The sequence below is a fragment of the Streptococcus sp. HF-2466 genome (genome assembly GCF_015594645.1).
Classification (GTDB): Bacteria; Bacillota; Bacilli; order Lactobacillales; family Streptococcaceae; genus Streptococcus; species Streptococcus anginosus.
On the sequence record NZ_JADNQU010000019.1, the window covers coordinates 1 to 16,653 of the forward strand.

The following is a 16,653-nucleotide window of genomic DNA, read 5'->3' on the forward strand; positions in this document are numbered from 1 at the left end:
TGCATGGGATAGCCTTTCTAAATGGTTTATTTTGCAATTCTATTTTACCAAGACTATCGCAACCATGCAAAAAGCAACGGCAAATCCGTTGCTTTTTTTGTAGCAAAGGGACTATTGTCCCAGACTCACCCCGAAAACGCTTATGTATCAAAGGGTTTGAGTGTATTTTGTTGCATTTATAAAATAGGTGATGGTACACCCGTTGAAGCCTTGATATAATTGACTTTTTGAGGTGTTTTTATACTCTTGTACCATCAAGTATATAAATATTTTAATAAATAAAAATAGCAAGTGCTATAAATCCCAGTATAATAGGATTCTTGTTTTTTATATAAAATATTTTGTTTTTTTGATGGTACAGTGGTACATCTAAAAAAATATACAAAAAATGAATAAAAAGGAGTGTTTATGCAATACAAAGTAATTGTCTATTTCGACAACACGGTTGATGAAATTCTGAAATTTAAAACAAAAGGTGCTGCTAGGAAATGTCTTGCTCAGCTAAAGAACAAGTATAGCGGGCAAAGACTGTATAAAGTGGAAATGAGGGAAGAATGACAATGGCTATAGCCAAAAAATGTGATAGATGTGGGAAGTACCACGATATATACAACGATAAAGAAAATCCTCACAAAATTAACTCTATTATTCCTGCTAACGCAAACTATAAGAATCAATGCTATTCTCATAAAATTATCAATCTATGTCCAGATTGTATGAATGAATTGAAGAAATGGCTAGAAAACAAATAAAAAAAGCCAGGCACTCTCGTCCCTGGTAAAATCTCTAACAAGATTATTATACCATAAAAAAGGAGATTGAGAGTGAGCAAAGCGAAAGCTATTTTAAAAGACTTGAGGAATTTAGATCTGTACATCGCGAGTTTAATTAGACGTAGAGACAAAATTGAAGCTTCGCTTTTGTCTAGTCAGAAATTCTCTGCGGATAAGGTATCTGGAGGGGTTAAACGTAAGCAGGACGATATTTATATTGAACTATTGTCTGCAAAAGAAGAAATCGAACGAAAGACTGCTGAGGCTATCAGGAAGCAACGAGACTTACAGGGGCTGATAGATTCGTTGGAAAATACTGATAGTCAAGCTATATTAAGTCTGATATATATCGATAAGATGACGAGGTGGCAGGTCATGGATGAGTTGAATTGCAGCGAGAGCACATACTTTCGTTTGCTGCGTATAGCTACTAAAGAGTTGAACAATTTGACAGTAAATGACAGTGATTGACAGTAAATAACAATAATGACAGCATTTGACAGTGCATGACAGTTTCAACGTGCTATTATAGTATTATCAGATAATAACGGGTGAGGTGCTATTAAGTACCCCGCCCTTTTATTTTTAAAGAGGAGTTCTTATGGTAAATCTAAGAGCTGATAAGAGCGGACCGCATAGAGTTGCGTTCGAGAAAAATAAAAAGCGACTGCTGAAATCAAGTACACACTGTGGCATCTGTGGTCGACTGGTCAATAAGAAATTGAAGTATCCTGACCCGATGAGTCCTGTGATAGACCATATCATCCCGATAGCAAAAGGTGGTCATCCATCAGCTATAGAGAATCTACAGTTGGCGCATTGGCAATGCAATCGGCAGAAGTCTGATAAATTGTATGCAAACCAAACTGGAGCTAGCGCAGGAACACAAACGATTGGAAATCGGAATCTTCCTCAAACGCAGGACTGGTCGAAGTACAGAGGGGGGTAACCCCCTACCATCGGCAGGCGCCGCCCTTCATGCCGTTCACTGTACATTTTTTCTCGCGTTAGGATTTGAAAGGTAAAAAATGAAGAAAATCAAGTGTTCAATTTGTGGTAAAAAGTTTGAACCCACATCCAGCAGGTCGAAATATTGCAGTGAGAAATGCCGTAAGGACGGGGCCAGAGAGAATCAGCGGAAGTTGATGAAGAAAAAGCGTGCGGCTAAAAAACAGGAAAAAAACAAGAAAGTTAATCCTAACATTTTGCCGGTTAAAAAACGCAAAAAAAGTAAAAATTTGCTAAAACACTATCGAGATTTTAAAAAGCGGATTTTGGCCAACGAGGAAAAATTTAACTTTGTCAGCAGAACATTGGTCGAAGGTATCGAAGTGCACGAAGATAACTTTGAGCAACTAGTAATCGAAAAAATAAAGGAGCAATCAAAATGAATTACTATGGAATGGGCTATCTTAGGAGAAAACTAGCCCTCTATCAATTGGGCGTCAAAAAGCGCTATCGATATTATGCGATGGCAGATAGAGAAGCCTCTCGCAGTATTGTTATCCCAGATAATGTACGAGATATGTATAGGTCAGTTTTAGGATGGACAGCCCACGGAGTGGATGCACTGGCCGATCGGATTATTTTCCGTGAATTTGCAGATGACGACTTTAATGCGACAGAAATTTTTAATGCTAACAATCCAGATATTCTGTTTGATACAGCTATTCAGTCCGCCTTGATTGCATCTTGTTGCTTTGTGTATATCATGCCTGGCAATCAGGATGAGATACCTAGAATGCAGATCATTGAGGCCAGTCGAGCGACTGGGATTTTAAATCCAACAACCTTTTTACTGACAGAAGGCTATGCGGTCTTAGAACAAGATGAGTATGGTGTGCCAACTCTTGAAGCGTATTTTACGCAGGACGCAACCTGGTATTATCCAAAGTATGGTAAGGAATACTTTGTTAGCAATCCTACTGGTCAACCGTTATTGGTTCCTATTATTCATCGTCCGGATGCGGTACGTCCATTTGGTCGCAGTCGTATTACGCAAGCTGGTATGTACCAGCAAAAAGCTGCTAAACGTACGCTAGAGCGGGCGGAAGTAACGGCAGAGTTCTATTCGTTTCCTCAAAAATATGTGTTAGGGCTTAGTCAAGAAGCAGAGCCGATGGAAAAGTGGAAAGCGACTGTGTCAAGCTTATTACAGTTTACCAAAGACGAAGACGGAGACAGTCCAACGGTTGGTCAATTTACAACAGCTAGCATGTCGCCGTTTGTTGACCAGCTTAAGATGTATGCCGCTTTGTTTGCAGGCAGTACAGGCTTGACTATGGATGACTTGGGTTTTCCGTCTGATAATCCATCATCAGTAGAGGCCATCAAAGCTGCTCACGAGAATTTGAGGGCGGCTGGAAGAAAAGCGCAGCGGTCATTTGCATCGGGCTTGCTAAATACGGCATATGTGGCAGTGTGCTTGCGGGATGAGTTCCCATACTTGCGCAACCAATTTATGGCAACATCAGTCAAATGGGAGCCACTCTTTGAGGCAGACGCAAACACATTGACTATGATTGGTGATGGTGCTATTAAGCTCAATCAAGCCATTCCTGGATTCGTTGGAAGTGATACTATCCGTGATTTGACGGGTATTAAGGCATCAGATGGGCCAGTTTCCGCAGTAGGTGGTGATGGCAATGGTTGAGGACGTCGTCCCTGGACTACTCAAGCAAATCAAGACAGATTTCGAGCGTGGTCAGCTTAGTAGTTCAACGATTAAAGGGCTACTCGATAAACTTGGACAGAAACAAGCAAACTATTTAGATGCAAATGACTACGCTATAGAAATTGGCGGAATTCTTTCTAAAGTTCTAGGAAGCTCTCTAAGCAACGACACATTGCCAGACGGTAAAATGTATTACAATATCGCAAATCGTCTCTTAAATGAGACGTTAGGCAGGAATTATGAGCTTGTGAGTGATTATGCCAGTGAAATCCAGAAAAATTTGAACCAAGAAGCCAAAATCGGGCTCGCTGTGCAACATCCGGAATTAAACCAAGATAGAATAGACGGATTAGTCAATCGCTTGTCCAGCGAGGAGAGCTTTGACAAAGTAAGTTGGCTGCTAGGTGAACCGATTGTTAATTTTACGCAGTCTATTGTGGATGATAGTATCCGAAAAAATGCAGAGTTCCACGCAAAGGCGGGATTATCTCCTAAAATCGTGCGACGTGAGAGTGGCAATTGTTGTGATTGGTGCAAAGAAGTAGCTGGAACTTATACTTATCCAAAAGTACCAAAAAATGTATATCGTAGGCATCAGCGTTGTCGGTGTACAGTGGATTATCATCCGGGAAACGGAAAAAAGCAAAACGTATGGACAAAAAAGTGGTCAGAGGATAAGAGAAAATCAGAAATCGAACATAGAAAACAAATAGGCTTGCCAGATAATGACAAGCCTTATTTAAGTGTAAAAAAAGAGTGGTTGAAACACTCTGGAAATGGTTCTGTATCTGATATGATCTATTGGGAACACGAGGGAACTAAGTATCATGTGGACGGTAAACATGTTGCTTTAGATTATTCAGCCAAAGAAAAAGAAGTAGCGGAATGGCTTGCTAAAAAATTTGGTGTCAAAGTTCAAATGGTGCCTAAAGTAAATTATCCATTAGGCATACCAACTCCTGATTACTTAATAAATGGTAGTTCACGGTTTGATTTAAAAGAAATTAAAGGGACAGGTAAAAATGTTGTTGATAACAATATGCGAAAGTCAAAAAAACAAGCAAATAATTTTGTACTTGAACTACTCAATTCTGATATTAGTGAGGAGGAAGTATTTGAGCAACTGGGAAATATTTATAAGAGCGGTCGAAGAAAAGTTGATACGGTTATCATAAAAAAAGGAAACGCTTTGATAGATATTATCAAAAAAAGGAAGTAACCGTCATTCCGACCACAAATGTGGACAAGGGGAACAGGATTACTTCCTTATTTAATTAAAGTATACAATAATTTTGCTTAAAAAGCAAGGGAAAGGAGACAAAAGAATTTGAATAATCGCGCTTTTAGACAAATGTTTTAGGAGGTGATCCAATGTCTCCCAGCGATAGGGTTATCATGCGATGACGATTGAAAGGAAAGGTTATGGTTACTAAAACTAAGATTAGATTTGGCAATCAGCATCCTACTCAATCGGTAACTTTACATTATACTGATAGCTTGGCTCAGGAAGCCATAGAGTTTTATCAGAAATCTGGCCGGGATTGTTATCCTTGGCAGGTATCTTTGCTTGAAGCTATTATGGCCGTAAATGATGACGGTCTGTGGGTGCACCAAAAGTTTGGTTATGCTATCTCTCGACGAAATGGCAAGACAGAGGATGTCTATATCGTGGAATTATGGGGATTGCATAAAGGACTTAGAATCTTGCATACTGCTCATCGTATCAGCACGTCCCATTCATCTTTCGAGAAGCTGAAAAAGTATCTGGAAGATATGGGATATGTTGATGGTGAGGACTTTGTCTCAAATAAGGCAAAGGGGCAGGAGCGCATCGAATTTAAGGAGACTGGAGCGGTTATTCAATTTCGCACTCGGACATCAAATGGCGGTCTGGGTGAGGGATTTGACTTGCTTATCATCGATGAAGCCCAGGAGTATACTGCGGAACAAGAATCAGCTCTTAAGTACACGGTAACGGATAGCGAGAATCCTATGACTATCATGTGCGGGACGCCGCCAACGATGGTATCAACAGGAACTGTCTTTGCTAGTTACCGTAAAAAAGTACTAGCTGGTAACAGCGAGTATTCAGGCTGGTCAGAATGGTCTGTTGAGAAAATCCACGACATTCACGACGTGGACGCTTGGTACTTGACGAATCCGTCAATGGGTTATCATCTCAATGAACGGAAGATTAAAGTTGAGCTCGGAGACGATGAACTGGACCACAACATCCAGCGTCTGGGCTATTGGCCGACCTTTAACCAGAAATCAGCCATCTCAGAAAAAGAATGGCATGACCTTAAGGTTGAACCAATGCCTGAGCTTAAAGGTAAGCTCTTTGTCGGAATCAAGTATGGACAAGATGGAACCAATGTAGCAATGGCAATTGCTGTACGGACGGATGATAATCGAATATTCGTTGAAAATATTGATTGTGTCTCTATCCGGAATGGCATGCAGTGGATTATCAATTTCTTGAAATCTGCAGACATTGAAAAAATAGTTGTCGATGGTGCTAGCGGACAGGAATTGTTAGCAGCAGAAATGAAAGAGTTTGGAATTCAAAAGCCAATCTTGCCAACGGTCAAGGAAATCATTACAGCTAACTCGCTTTGGGAGCAGTCGATTGTACAGCAAACGCTTTGTCATAATGACCAGCCTTCGCTGACTGCAGTTGTGACAAACTGTGATAAACGCAACATTGGCTCAAATGGTGGCTTTGGCTATAAGTCGCTATATGACGACCGAGACATCAGTTTAATGGACAGCGCTTTGCTGGCGCACTGGGCATGTTATACAACGAAGCCTCGTAAAAAGCAAAAAAGTTATTACTAAGTGAGTGCCGCAAGGTGCTTTTTTTAGTGCACAAAATTACCGAACTGCCGGGAAAGCAGGAGAAAGGATATTTATATGTCAGATTTTACAGCAATCACTACACAAGAAGAGCTTGACACAATTGTGAAGGCGCGCTTGGCTCGTGAGAAAGAAAAGTACGCAGATTATGACCAGCTCAAAACTCGTGTGAGTGATTTGGAAAAAGAAAACGGTGTGCTGAAGTCAGCAGCTGAAGCAAGCAAGAATAGTGCTGCAGATTACGATAAACAAATCGCAGATTTGAAGAAACAGGTAGCTGGTTATGAGACAGCAAGCTTGCGTACTCGTATTGCTTTGCAAAATGGCTTGCCGTATGACTTGGCTGATCGTCTGGTTGGTGACAACGAGGAAGCTCTTAAAGCAGATGCAGAACGTCTTGCAGGTTTTATGAAGCCAGTTGAACCGGCAGCACCACCAAAATCAAATGAACCTAATGTAGGTAACGCAAACGACGAAGATGCGGCATTAAAAGAAATGCTGCAAAAAATGAGAGGAGAATAATTTATGCCAACATTGCAATCAGGGGATATGTTCCCAGTCCAAACAGTACAAGATATTTTTAGCAAAGTAAAAGGTCATTCAACTATTGCGAAACTATCAAGTCAAGAACCTATTCCATTTACTGGAACAGAAACATTCATTTTCAACCTTGAAGGAAACGCTGAAATTATAGGTGAAGGTAAACCTTCAAATGCTGGTAATGCTACAATGAAACCAAAGGTAGTGAAGCCAGTTCTGGTTACTTATCAAGCTCGTGTATCTCAAGAATTTGTGAATTGCTCAGAAGAAAAACAACTGTCTTATCTCAAATCATTCATTGATGGATTGGCTAAAAAAGTTGCACAAGCTGTTGATATTGCATCTTTCCACGGTCTGGAACCAAAATCAATGACGGATGCTTCTTTTAAAGCAACCAATTCATTTGATGGTTTGATTACAGGAAATGTAGTTACTTACGACGCGGAAAAAATCGACGAAAACATCGATGCAGCTGTTACGACAATCACTGCAAACGATGGACAGGTGACTGGTATTGCTTTATCACCAGCTGCAGGGGCAGCTCTTGGAAAAATCAAAGTGAACGGGGTTGTACAATATCCTGAATATCGCTTTGGTCAAAATCCTGCATCATTTTACGGAATGCAGTCAGATGTCAATAAGACATTGAGTACAGTTGCTAGTGGAGCTAAGAAAGACCACGCTATTGTTGGTGACTTTGAAAATGCGTTCAAATGGGGTTACGCTGAAAATATTCCGCTTGAAATCATTGAATACGGTGATCCAGATGGTGCGGGACGTGACTTGAAACGCTACCGCGAAGTGTGCTTGCGTACAGAAGTGTATGTAGGTTGGGGCATTCTTGATGAAGAATCATTCGCTCGTGTGGAGGCTTAAAATATGGAATATATTAACAAAAAAACAGGGGTAATCATTGATGTAGACTCTCAGCTTAGCGGCAATTGGGAACCCGTTGAAGACGCAAAGAAACCTGCTAAAAAAGCTAAGGCCTCTGAGGAGTAGTCTATGGCTGACTTTGCGACAAAAGATGATTTGGCTCTGCTGTGGCGGACATTGAAATCTGAAGAGGAGCAAAGGGCAGAGGCGCTGTTGGGAGTTGTCTCTGCTGCTTTGCGGAACGAAGCTGAAAAAGTCGGAAAAGACCTTGATAAATTGGTCGCAGACAGTCCATCATATGCTCAGGTTGTCAAATCTGTAACAGTTGACGTTGTTGCTCGGACCTTAATGACATCTACTGATCAGGAACCAATGACTCAAATGACAGAGAGCGCCTTAGGCTACTCTTTTAGCGGGTCTTATTTGGTTCCTGGCGGCGGATTGTTTATCAAGGACAACGAGTTGAAGCGGCTCGGACTTAAACGGCAGAGATTTGGGGTGATGGAAATCTATGACACGGATTAAAGGTATCACCGTCACTTTGATTGACAAGGTCGAGACAGGCTCTGACCCTTTCGGGGCGCCTATCTTTGAAGATAGAGAAACTGAGGTTAAAAATGTCCTTGTGGTGCCTACCCAGTCCGAGGAAATCATCAATCAGATGAATTTGTTCGGCAAAAAGGCGGTCTATACGCTGGGAATCCCCAAAGGTGACACCTACGATTGGGAGGACAAGGAAGTTCGCTTCTTTGGCAAGAAATGGCGGGTCTTTGGTCCGACTATTGAGGGTATTGACCATCTGGTTCCGCTTGAGTGGAATAAGAAAGTGATGGTAGAACGTTATGAGTAACATGAAATTTAAACTTAATCGTGCAGGCGTGGCAGATCTGATGAAATCATCTGCTATGCAGACAGTTTTGACAAAACACGCAAGCGATATCAAAAAACGATGCGGTGATGGCTATGAGCAGGATATCCATATTGGACGTAATCGTGCAAATGCAATGGTGAGTGCTAAAACTCGCAAAGCTAAGAAAGATAATCTCAAAAACAATACACTTTTAAAGGCGGTGCGTTAAATGATTGAAGTTATCGTCAAGAAATACTTTGACGGTCATTTAACTGTGCCGTCTTTTTTTGAACATCAAGCGAAAACGCCTGATAAATATGTCGTGATAGAAAAGACGGGCAGTAGCAAGAGAAATCAGTTGAAGTCGTCGACTTTTGCTTTTCAAAGTTACGCTAAGTCTATGCATGACGCAGCGCTATTAAACGAAGAAGTCAAAGATGTTGTTGAAGGCTTGATAGAGCTAGATGATATTAGTGGTGTCTCGTTAAATAGCGATTATAACTATACTGATACCGAAACGAAATCTTACCGGTATCAAGCAGTATTTGATATTAACCATTATTAAAATTGAAAAGGAGAATAAGATGTCAAATTCATCACATGTAACAACTGCAAAACCTAAAGTCGGTGGGGCAATTTACTCTGCGCCATTAGGCACCGAACTTCCAACAGATGCAACTACAGCTCTTAATACAGCGTTTAAATCATTGGGTTACATCTCAGAGGACGGACTTACTAACACGAATAGCCCAGAATCGGAAGACATTAAGGCTTGGGGCGGAGATGTGGTTAACTCTTCTCAAACTGAGAAAAAGGATACATTTGGTTTCACACTAATCGAAGCGCTAAACTTGGCAGTGCTTAAAGAAATTTATGGAGACACCAATGTAACGGGAGAACTAGCGACAGGTATCGCTGTTAAAGCAAACTCTACTGAATTAAAAGAACATTGTCTTATTGTGGAGGTTATTCTTAAAGGCGGTGTACTCAAACGGATTGTTATTCCTCAAGGAAAAGTGACCGAAATCGGGGAAGTAGCCTATAAAGACGGTGAAACGGTAGGTTATGAGACAACTGTTACTGCGTTTCCTGATAAAGAAGGGAACACGCACTATGAATATATTAAAGGAGCTTAATAGATGTCAAAATCAATTAAAGGTACGACTACATCAGGTTTTTCGTTTGAAATTTCAAGTGAACGTCTAAGCAACTATGAACTAGTAGAAGCAATAGCAGAAGTGGATACGAATCCTCTTGTGTTGCCTAAATTGCTAAAACTTTTACTAGGCGATCAAGCAGATGCTTTGAAAGAGCATGTGCGTGATAAAAATGGTCTTGTGCCAATGGACAAAATGGGAGAAGCTATTAAAGAAATCTTTGAAGCTCAAAACAAGGTAAAAAAATTGCCCTCCTCGCCAAAATGATACAAGCAGATGAAGACGCATTGATTTGCGACCTTGCTGAAGTGTATCACATATACGATTATAGACAGTTGCCTGCTTATCAGGTGGCTGTTTTTTCTTATGGCCTCAGAGAAAATTCTCGTATTAAGTTAGTGATGTCTGGACAAAGAGTGTCATTTGATACTCTTTTACAAGCCAGCATTTTAGACAGGCTTTCTCTGCTTACATGGTTTAAAACCAAAGATGGGCAAAAAGGTAACAATAGACCTGTCTCTATTACAGAGAAATTAACCGCAGTAAAAAAAGAAAGCAATGAAATGGTCTTTATTTCTGGCGAGGAATTTGAAAAAGCGAGAGCAAAAATTTTAAACAAGACTGGAGGTGAGAACTAGTGGCAACAGAATTAGGACAAGCTTATGTGCAGATCATGCCGTCTGCAAAAGGAATCAGCGGAGCGATTCAGAACGCTATTTCACCAGAAGCGAGTGCGGCAGGAAAAAGTGCCGGATCAACCCTTGGTTCTACTCTTGTCAAAGCTGTAACGGGTGTTATTGCTGCGGCTGGTATCGGTAAGGCTTTTACTTCCGCCTTATCAGAAGGGGCAGCTCTTCAGCAATCACTTGGGGGAATCGAAACCCTCTTCAAGGGTTCGGCTGATAAGGTCAAAGCCTATGCAAATGAGGCTTATCGCACTACCGGACTGTCCGCCAATGCCTACATGGAAAATGTAACTGGCTTCTCTGCCAGTCTCTTGCAGTCTTTGGGTGGAGATACCGAAAAAGCTGCAGATGTGGCTAATATGGCCATGGTTGATATGTCTGATAATGCCAACAAAATGGGCACATCTATGGATCGTATTCAGGATGCCTATCAAGGCTTTGCTAAGCAAAACTATACGATGCTGGATAACTTAAAACTTGGTTATGGTGGTACAAAAACCGAGATGGAGCGACTGCTTGCGGACGCTGAAAAATTGACGGGTGTCAAGTACGACATTAACAACCTTTCAGATGTTTATCAAGCTATTCATGCTATTCAAAAAAATCTGGATATTACAGGAACAACAGCGAAAGAAGCAGCATCCACTTTCAGTGGATCATTTGCCGCCATGAAAGCTGCTGCTCAAAATGTTCTGGGAAAATTATCCTTAGGAGAGAGCATCGGACCTTCTCTAAGAGCTTTGTATGACACAACAAAAGTATTCTTTTTTAACAATTTTATCCCGATGATTGGAAATATCTTAAAAGGAATACCTCAAATTATTGGTTTTGCTTTAGAAGAAGCTTTAGGAGCGATTTTTGGAGATAGTATAGCTCAAGCGGTGATGGAAGAAGTCTATGACTTAGCTGTAAAAATAGGTGGAGTTTTTAGTACGTTTTACGACATGATTTTTGGGTCGATGGGTAAAAAGAAAAATATTGACTTTTTAAAAATGATTGGCTTTGATGAAACGACAGCGACACAAATTGTCAATATTGCTGAGAACATCCGTATAACCTTTGAAAATATTGGAGCAACCATTGGAAATATTGCTGGTATTGTTGGAAGTTTTGTCGAAGATTTATTAGGTATTGCTGGTAGCGAAAAAAGCGTAAATGGTGTTGGTGCGGCATTTGAATCTGTAACAGGATTTATTCGTGCGGCATCGGAAAAAATTAAAGAATTTACTAGCTTTTTAAAAAATAGCCCTGTGGCTTTAGATACGCTAAAAGCTGCAGTTGTTGGGATAACAACAGCTTTGACAGCTTACAAGGTTGTTACTGGCGTTATTAAAGGGATTGAAGCAGCAAGAAATGGTATCTTGGCGATACAAAATGCTTATACACTAGCTCAATTTGTACGTACAGGAGCGTTAACTTCGGCAACTGCTGCGAATGCCGCTGCAACTATGGGGGCTAGTGGAGCATTTAGAATATTTAATGCTGTCTTGTCCGCAAATCCAATCGGGCTTGTGGTAACAGCTATTGCAGCACTTGTAGCCGGATTAATTTGGTTCTTCACTCAAACTAAAACTGGACGCAAAATTTGGGCAGCTTTTGTTGAGTGGATAAAGCAAGCTTGGCAAGGAATTGCTGACTTTTTTGTTGGTCTTTGGTCTGGTATTACGCAAGGAGCAAGTAATGTATGGAATGGTGTGACGGCAATTTGGAACGCAGCTGTTGAGACTATCAAGAATACTTGGAATGGCATTGTTGACTTCTTTACAAATTTGTGGAATGGTATTCAAACTGCTGCAATCACAGCATGGACAGTCGTCACACAAACAATCATGACAATCGTCCAGCCTTTCGTTGACGGCTTTATGAATATTTGGAATGGTATGAAAGACGGCCTTACCCAAATGTGGGAAGGCATTAAAATGATTTTTCAAGGTGCTTGGGAATTTATCAAGTCAATCGTCTTGGGCGCTGTCTTAATAGTCATTGATTTAGTGACTGGGAATTTTACTCAATTACAAGCGGATTTAGGGCTTATATGGGACGGTATTAAAAATGCTGTTAGTCTTGTTTGGGAAGGTATTAAAACCTATTTTATAGGCGTAGTAACTGCCATTATTGGTTATGGCGTGGCTATGTTTGAGAACTTATCAAACGCTCTGTCTGCTATTTGGGAATTTATCAAGAGTGCAGCTTCTTCTGCTTGGACATGGATTAAAACTACGGTTACAAACTTAATCGATAGTTTGGTGCAAGGAGCGCAAAATACATGGAATAATTTCATGAACTTCTTATCTAGCCTGTGGAATACAATTACATCTACAGCAGTTGGAGCATGGAATGGTTTAAAAGCGTCTGTCCAAGGTATCATCAATGGGATTGTCCAAGGTGCACAAAATGCTTGGAATAGCATGGTTCAAAGTGTTTCTAACTTGGTTTCTCAAGTGACGGGAATTTTCAACGGATTGAGAAATATCAATTTGTGGGATGCCGGTAGAGCTATTTTAGACGGTTTCCTTGGCGGTTTAAAATCAGCTTGGCAAGGTGTAACGGATTTTGTCGGTGGAATAGCTGGTTGGATTCGTGACCACAAAGGGCCTATTGAGTATGATAAACGTCTCTTGATTCCAGCTGGTAAAGCTATTATGAACGGTTTGAATGAAGGTCTTAAGAATCAATTCAAGAGTGTTCAATCGGCGGTCAGCGGTATGGCAAGTGAGATTTATGATAGCTTTGGAACAGTAACATTTGATACCAACTTTTCTGATATCGATAAGGCAAGTGCTCAACTGACTTTATCAAATAACCGACTGGCTTCTCAATTAAACACAGATTCTGGTCAAGATTATGATTACAAAGATGTAATGGATATTCTGGCTAAACTAGCTAGTCGGCCTACTGTAGTATCGGTTCAAGCTGACAGGCAAGAAATTGCTAAAATCTACGCTGAACCGGTTGCAGAAGAACAGGCGAAACGACAAGCGATTCTAAATGCTGTCGATGGATTGGGGTGGTAAATTGGTAAAAGTAACTTTTAATGGTGTAGAACTGACAAAATGGATTACTGTTTTGGACGGCTTTACGCTTTTGGGCGGCGCAGACTATGAACCGATATTCCAGGATTATGAGACGATAGACGGTTCTGAATATGTTTACTCTCGTAAGAAAAGTAAAAAGATTCCGGTACCTTTTTATGTCAAGTACGAGTCTATGGACAATCACGATGACCTGCAGAAAGTTCTCAATGTAAGTGAACCTAAAGAATTGACATTTAGTATTGCACCAGATCGCGTTTTCTATGCTATTCCAACAGGAAATTTGGACTTTAAAGAAATCAAATTAAATGGCAAAGGTACCATTACTTTTGTTATTTCGGACGGTCTAGCACACGCTAAGAATCCGAAGTATTTTGAATTTAAGAAGAATGCGCAAGGCGTGCTAGAAGCTGAAATTATAAATAATGGTAGTGCAGAAATATCGGTCAATTACCGAATCAAACTCAAACATGAATCGGGTTATGTTGGCATTGTTAGTCAATATGGCGCTATGCAGTTTGGAAAAATTGAAGAAACGGATTTGGTGGAAGAGAAGAAGAATGTCTTGCTTGCCGCAAATGGCAAAGGGGATTTTAAGAATTGGACAGACGGCACTATTTTTTATGAAAATCAAAATAAGAAAGTGGTCACGAAAATGGCAGCAGATTCTAATCTTGGTGGACGATTAGGGGTTCTTCCGGCCAATTTCACGAATACGGCTAACGGATCATGGTTTGGAGCGGTCAAAGAGTTAAATCTGTCCCAACAAGCAAAAGACTGGTACATCTGGGCTCGTGCTTGGTTTGAGACTGGCTATGTTAGTCAGACGGGGGCATGGTGTTTGTCAGTCGTAGATAGTGATAATCATTTTATCGCTGGTATGGCGATTGAAAAAAGCGAGCGAACGCGCAATAAAGCACTAGTTGTATTCCTTATGGGAGATGGAGCAGGCGGCAGTCGAGTTGTAAAATCCATTGAGTTTTCACCAACTCTTTGGGTTAAAGATAACCCTTATAGTTTAGAGGGGAAAGACCAAAACAGAAATATGTTCGATTTGCGAAAAGAAGGAGATAAAATCACTTACTTTTGGTATGGTAGTTATCATTCCTTTTTTGAATCGAAAATCAAGGATAAACAAGCTGCTAAAGTACAATTCTTTGTCGGACAGTATAAAGGGCGAAATTCGACTATCAACGAATTGGTAACACATCATTATTTAAATGATTTTGCCATTTATAAATTAAACGTGCCATACTGGCGTGATGTACCGAATCGTTATCCGACGGGAGCAGAACTTTTTATCGATTCAACAGGAGAAGTAAATCCAGAAGAAAAAGGGCGATTGTATGTCAATAACTTATTAGCTCCTGACGATGAGATTTTGGGAACGGACTACTTTAAAATCCCGCCCGGCAAAACAAAAGTACAACTGCTTGTGTCGAGCTTTGCGGAAGTAGAGAGCGCACGAGCAGAAATTGAGGAGGCTTGGATTTGAGTAAAAGAAATGTGAGGATTGCCATTCGTGATACAACCGACAGCCATAATGTCGGTTTTTTTGATAATAAGAGTGGTATCAAATATAACTCCGCCAATCTAACGCAGTTTTTAAAGGGTGCTTGTAGTGTCCTTGTGCTGACCTATCATTCCAAAAAGATGGTTGCTCAAAGCGGACAAAAGCTAGCTTTTCGGTTTAAGGACAAGGATTTTTGGCTTAACATTAACAGCGTCAAGAAAACGGGCTATAAGATTGAGCTAACAGCCTACTCATTGAGTTTGGAAGCGAACAAAGAAAAGCGTGGCCCGCACAAACCAGCCAATGCCATGAGCATTAAACAGTACATCGATTATTACGACCCTGAACACTCATTTGAGATTGGAATCAACGAAGTAGCCGATAAGTCCATCAAGTTAGAATGGAGCGGAACAGACACGATTCTAGCGCGGCTTTATTCGGTCGCCAATAGCTTTGGCGCAGAGCTGGAATTTGTCACAGAGCTAAACAATGACTACTCGCTCAAACGTCATGTGGTTAATATCTACCGTGAGGGAAATCTTGGGAAAGATAAGACGGGGATGCCAGTTCGTGTGGGTGAAAAGCTGAAAGTTATCAACTACTCGGACAACATGGATGACTTTTATACTGGGATTCGTCGTACTGGTAAAGACGGTCTGACGATAGCTGGGTTAAATAAAAAAATCTATGACGACAAGGGGAATTTACTCTTTTACAGCAGTGGTGATACGCTCTATGCACCGCAAGCGAGAGATAAATACCCATCAATCGCTCGAAAAACAAATGACGGGTATATTATCAACGAAGATAGCGAAACGGAACACACAAGCAAAGAAGCTCTGTTTGGTTATATGCTGTCTGAGTTGAAGAAGCATTGTGAGTTAAAAGTAGATTACGAAGTGGAAGGTGCGGTTGACGGCAGCATCGGTGACAGAAAGACACTGATTGACGGACAGCACTTTGACCCTCCGCTTTACGTACAAGCACGCATTAGCGAACAGACAGAAGCTCTACTAGAGACAAGCGATGTCAAAACCACCTTATCAAACTATGTCCGGAAGTCGAGCCAGATTGCCAATGAATTGTTGCAAAGAGTGGAGCAACTGACACTCGAAGCAACGCCTTACACGATTAAGCTTGCGACCAACAACGGGATTGTTTTTAAAAACAATCAGGGGCAATCTACGATTTATCCGAGCTTAAAGAGAGGGCAGAAACCAGTTGAGTGTACGTGGAAATGGTTAGTTGATAATCAAGGATTTGGCACATCTCCAACTTTTGAAGTTAAGGCGGCTGGCATGTCTAGCAAATTAGTATTGACCGCTATTGCTTTAGTGGATAATAAAGAGGTTGCTAGAGAGCAAGTAACCTTTACCAATGTCAACGACGGAGCGAAAGGCTCTGACGGTAAGTCCATTACGGTCGCTAAAGCAGAAAAGCAAGCGGATGGTGTGAAAGTCACCTTTAGCGATAATAAGTCTATTGTTGTACCAAAAGGTGATAAAGGGGACAAAGGCGACCCTGCAGATCCAGTCCCTCTCAATGCTTTGCAAGAGGAAATGAAACGGGCCAAGCAAGGGTTAAACGATGTTAAGGCAGATCTGCTCAAAGAAAAGGCGGAAAGCTCCGCTAATATTGAGCAGGTAAAAAAAGAAGTCGGTGCTATCAGCTCCCAACAAACCGCTTACGAGAAATC

At 40.9% G+C, this 16,653-nt stretch carries 20 protein-coding genes; all 20 read left to right on the forward strand.

The features are described 5' to 3' along the window. Positions 1-408 precede the first annotated feature (408 nt). The gene (locus tag IYQ91_RS09625) at positions 409-558 is read left to right on the forward strand and encodes a DUF7204 family protein (RefSeq protein WP_195673689.1); all 150 of its coding nucleotides are present in this window, start codon (positions 409-411) and stop codon (positions 556-558) included. A gap of 266 nt (positions 559-824) precedes the next feature. Beyond that, positions 825-1,244, forward strand: a complete 420-nt coding sequence (locus tag IYQ91_RS09630) for a DUF1492 domain-containing protein (protein ID WP_195673690.1) — start codon at positions 825-827, stop codon at positions 1,242-1,244. Between the two features lie 130 nt (positions 1,245-1,374). Continuing rightward, on the forward strand, positions 1,375-1,722 hold the full coding sequence (locus IYQ91_RS09635; protein WP_195673691.1) for an HNH endonuclease: 348 nt from the start codon (positions 1,375-1,377) through the stop codon (positions 1,720-1,722). Between the two features lie 79 nt (positions 1,723-1,801). After that, positions 1,802-2,164 (forward strand): hypothetical protein, encoded by a 363-nt coding sequence (locus IYQ91_RS09640; protein ID WP_195673692.1) that lies wholly within the window; start codon positions 1,802-1,804, stop codon positions 2,162-2,164. Next, positions 2,161-3,426 carry a phage portal protein gene (locus tag IYQ91_RS09645; RefSeq protein WP_195673693.1) on the forward strand — a complete coding sequence of 422 codons (1,266 nt, stop codon included), beginning with the start codon at positions 2,161-2,163 and terminating at the stop codon, positions 3,424-3,426. The genes IYQ91_RS09640 and IYQ91_RS09645 overlap by 4 nt, the downstream gene beginning before the upstream one ends. After that, positions 3,413-4,666, forward strand: a complete 1,254-nt coding sequence (locus IYQ91_RS09650) for a hypothetical protein (protein ID WP_195673694.1) — start codon at positions 3,413-3,415, stop codon at positions 4,664-4,666. The genes IYQ91_RS09645 and IYQ91_RS09650 overlap by 14 nt, the downstream gene beginning before the upstream one ends. 203 nt (positions 4,667-4,869) lie before the next feature. Further along, entirely contained in the window at positions 4,870-6,285 is a 1,416-nt protein-coding gene (locus IYQ91_RS09655; RefSeq protein WP_195673695.1) for a terminase, read from the forward strand. 75 nt (positions 6,286-6,360) lie between these two features. Then, positions 6,361-6,825, forward strand: a complete 465-nt coding sequence (locus tag IYQ91_RS09660; RefSeq protein ID WP_195673696.1) for a capsid assembly scaffolding protein Gp46 family protein — start codon at positions 6,361-6,363, stop codon at positions 6,823-6,825. 3 nt (positions 6,826-6,828) lie between these two features. Next, positions 6,829-7,719 (forward strand): phage major capsid protein, encoded by an 891-nt coding sequence (locus tag IYQ91_RS09665; protein ID WP_117644280.1) that lies wholly within the window; start codon positions 6,829-6,831, stop codon positions 7,717-7,719. A gap of 3 nt (positions 7,720-7,722) precedes the next feature. After that, entirely contained in the window at positions 7,723-7,845 is a 123-nt protein-coding gene (locus IYQ91_RS10100) for a hypothetical protein (protein WP_267490185.1), read from the forward strand. 3 nt (positions 7,846-7,848) lie between these two features. Further along, positions 7,849-8,244 carry a phage Gp19/Gp15/Gp42 family protein gene (locus IYQ91_RS09670; RefSeq protein WP_195673697.1) on the forward strand — a complete coding sequence of 132 codons (396 nt, stop codon included), beginning with the start codon at positions 7,849-7,851 and terminating at the stop codon, positions 8,242-8,244. Then, on the forward strand, positions 8,231-8,569 hold the full coding sequence (locus IYQ91_RS09675) for a hypothetical protein (RefSeq protein ID WP_195673698.1): 339 nt from the start codon (positions 8,231-8,233) through the stop codon (positions 8,567-8,569). Before IYQ91_RS09670 ends, IYQ91_RS09675 begins: the two co-directional genes overlap by 14 nt. Further along, the gene (locus IYQ91_RS09680) at positions 8,562-8,798 is read left to right on the forward strand and encodes a hypothetical protein (protein ID WP_195673699.1); all 237 of its coding nucleotides are present in this window, start codon (positions 8,562-8,564) and stop codon (positions 8,796-8,798) included. Before IYQ91_RS09675 ends, IYQ91_RS09680 begins: the two co-directional genes overlap by 8 nt. Continuing rightward, the gene (locus tag IYQ91_RS09685) at positions 8,799-9,134 is read left to right on the forward strand and encodes a hypothetical protein (protein ID WP_195673700.1); all 336 of its coding nucleotides are present in this window, start codon (positions 8,799-8,801) and stop codon (positions 9,132-9,134) included. Positions 9,135-9,153: 19 nt separating this feature from the next. Further along, positions 9,154-9,705 carry a phage tail protein gene (locus tag IYQ91_RS09690; RefSeq protein WP_195673701.1) on the forward strand — a complete coding sequence of 184 codons (552 nt, stop codon included), beginning with the start codon at positions 9,154-9,156 and terminating at the stop codon, positions 9,703-9,705. Between the two features lie 3 nt (positions 9,706-9,708). Then, a complete protein-coding gene (locus IYQ91_RS09695) occupies positions 9,709-9,993 on the forward strand; it encodes a hypothetical protein (RefSeq protein ID WP_195673702.1) in 285 nt (94 codons plus the stop codon). After that, a complete protein-coding gene (locus IYQ91_RS09700; protein WP_195673703.1) occupies positions 9,990-10,364 on the forward strand; it encodes a DUF5361 domain-containing protein in 375 nt (124 codons plus the stop codon). The genes IYQ91_RS09695 and IYQ91_RS09700 overlap by 4 nt, the downstream gene beginning before the upstream one ends. Further along, entirely contained in the window at positions 10,364-13,426 is a 3,063-nt protein-coding gene (locus IYQ91_RS09705; RefSeq protein WP_195673704.1) for a phage tail protein, read from the forward strand. Before IYQ91_RS09700 ends, IYQ91_RS09705 begins: the two co-directional genes overlap by 1 nt. Next, the gene (locus tag IYQ91_RS09710) at positions 13,401-14,939 is read left to right on the forward strand and encodes a distal tail protein Dit (RefSeq protein WP_229311768.1); all 1,539 of its coding nucleotides are present in this window, start codon (positions 13,401-13,403) and stop codon (positions 14,937-14,939) included. The genes IYQ91_RS09705 and IYQ91_RS09710 overlap by 26 nt, the downstream gene beginning before the upstream one ends. Beyond that, positions 14,936-16,653: phage tail protein (locus IYQ91_RS09715; RefSeq protein ID WP_195673705.1), on the forward strand; the 1,718-nt coding region annotated here is incomplete at its 3' end. The genes IYQ91_RS09710 and IYQ91_RS09715, both read left to right, overlap by 4 nt.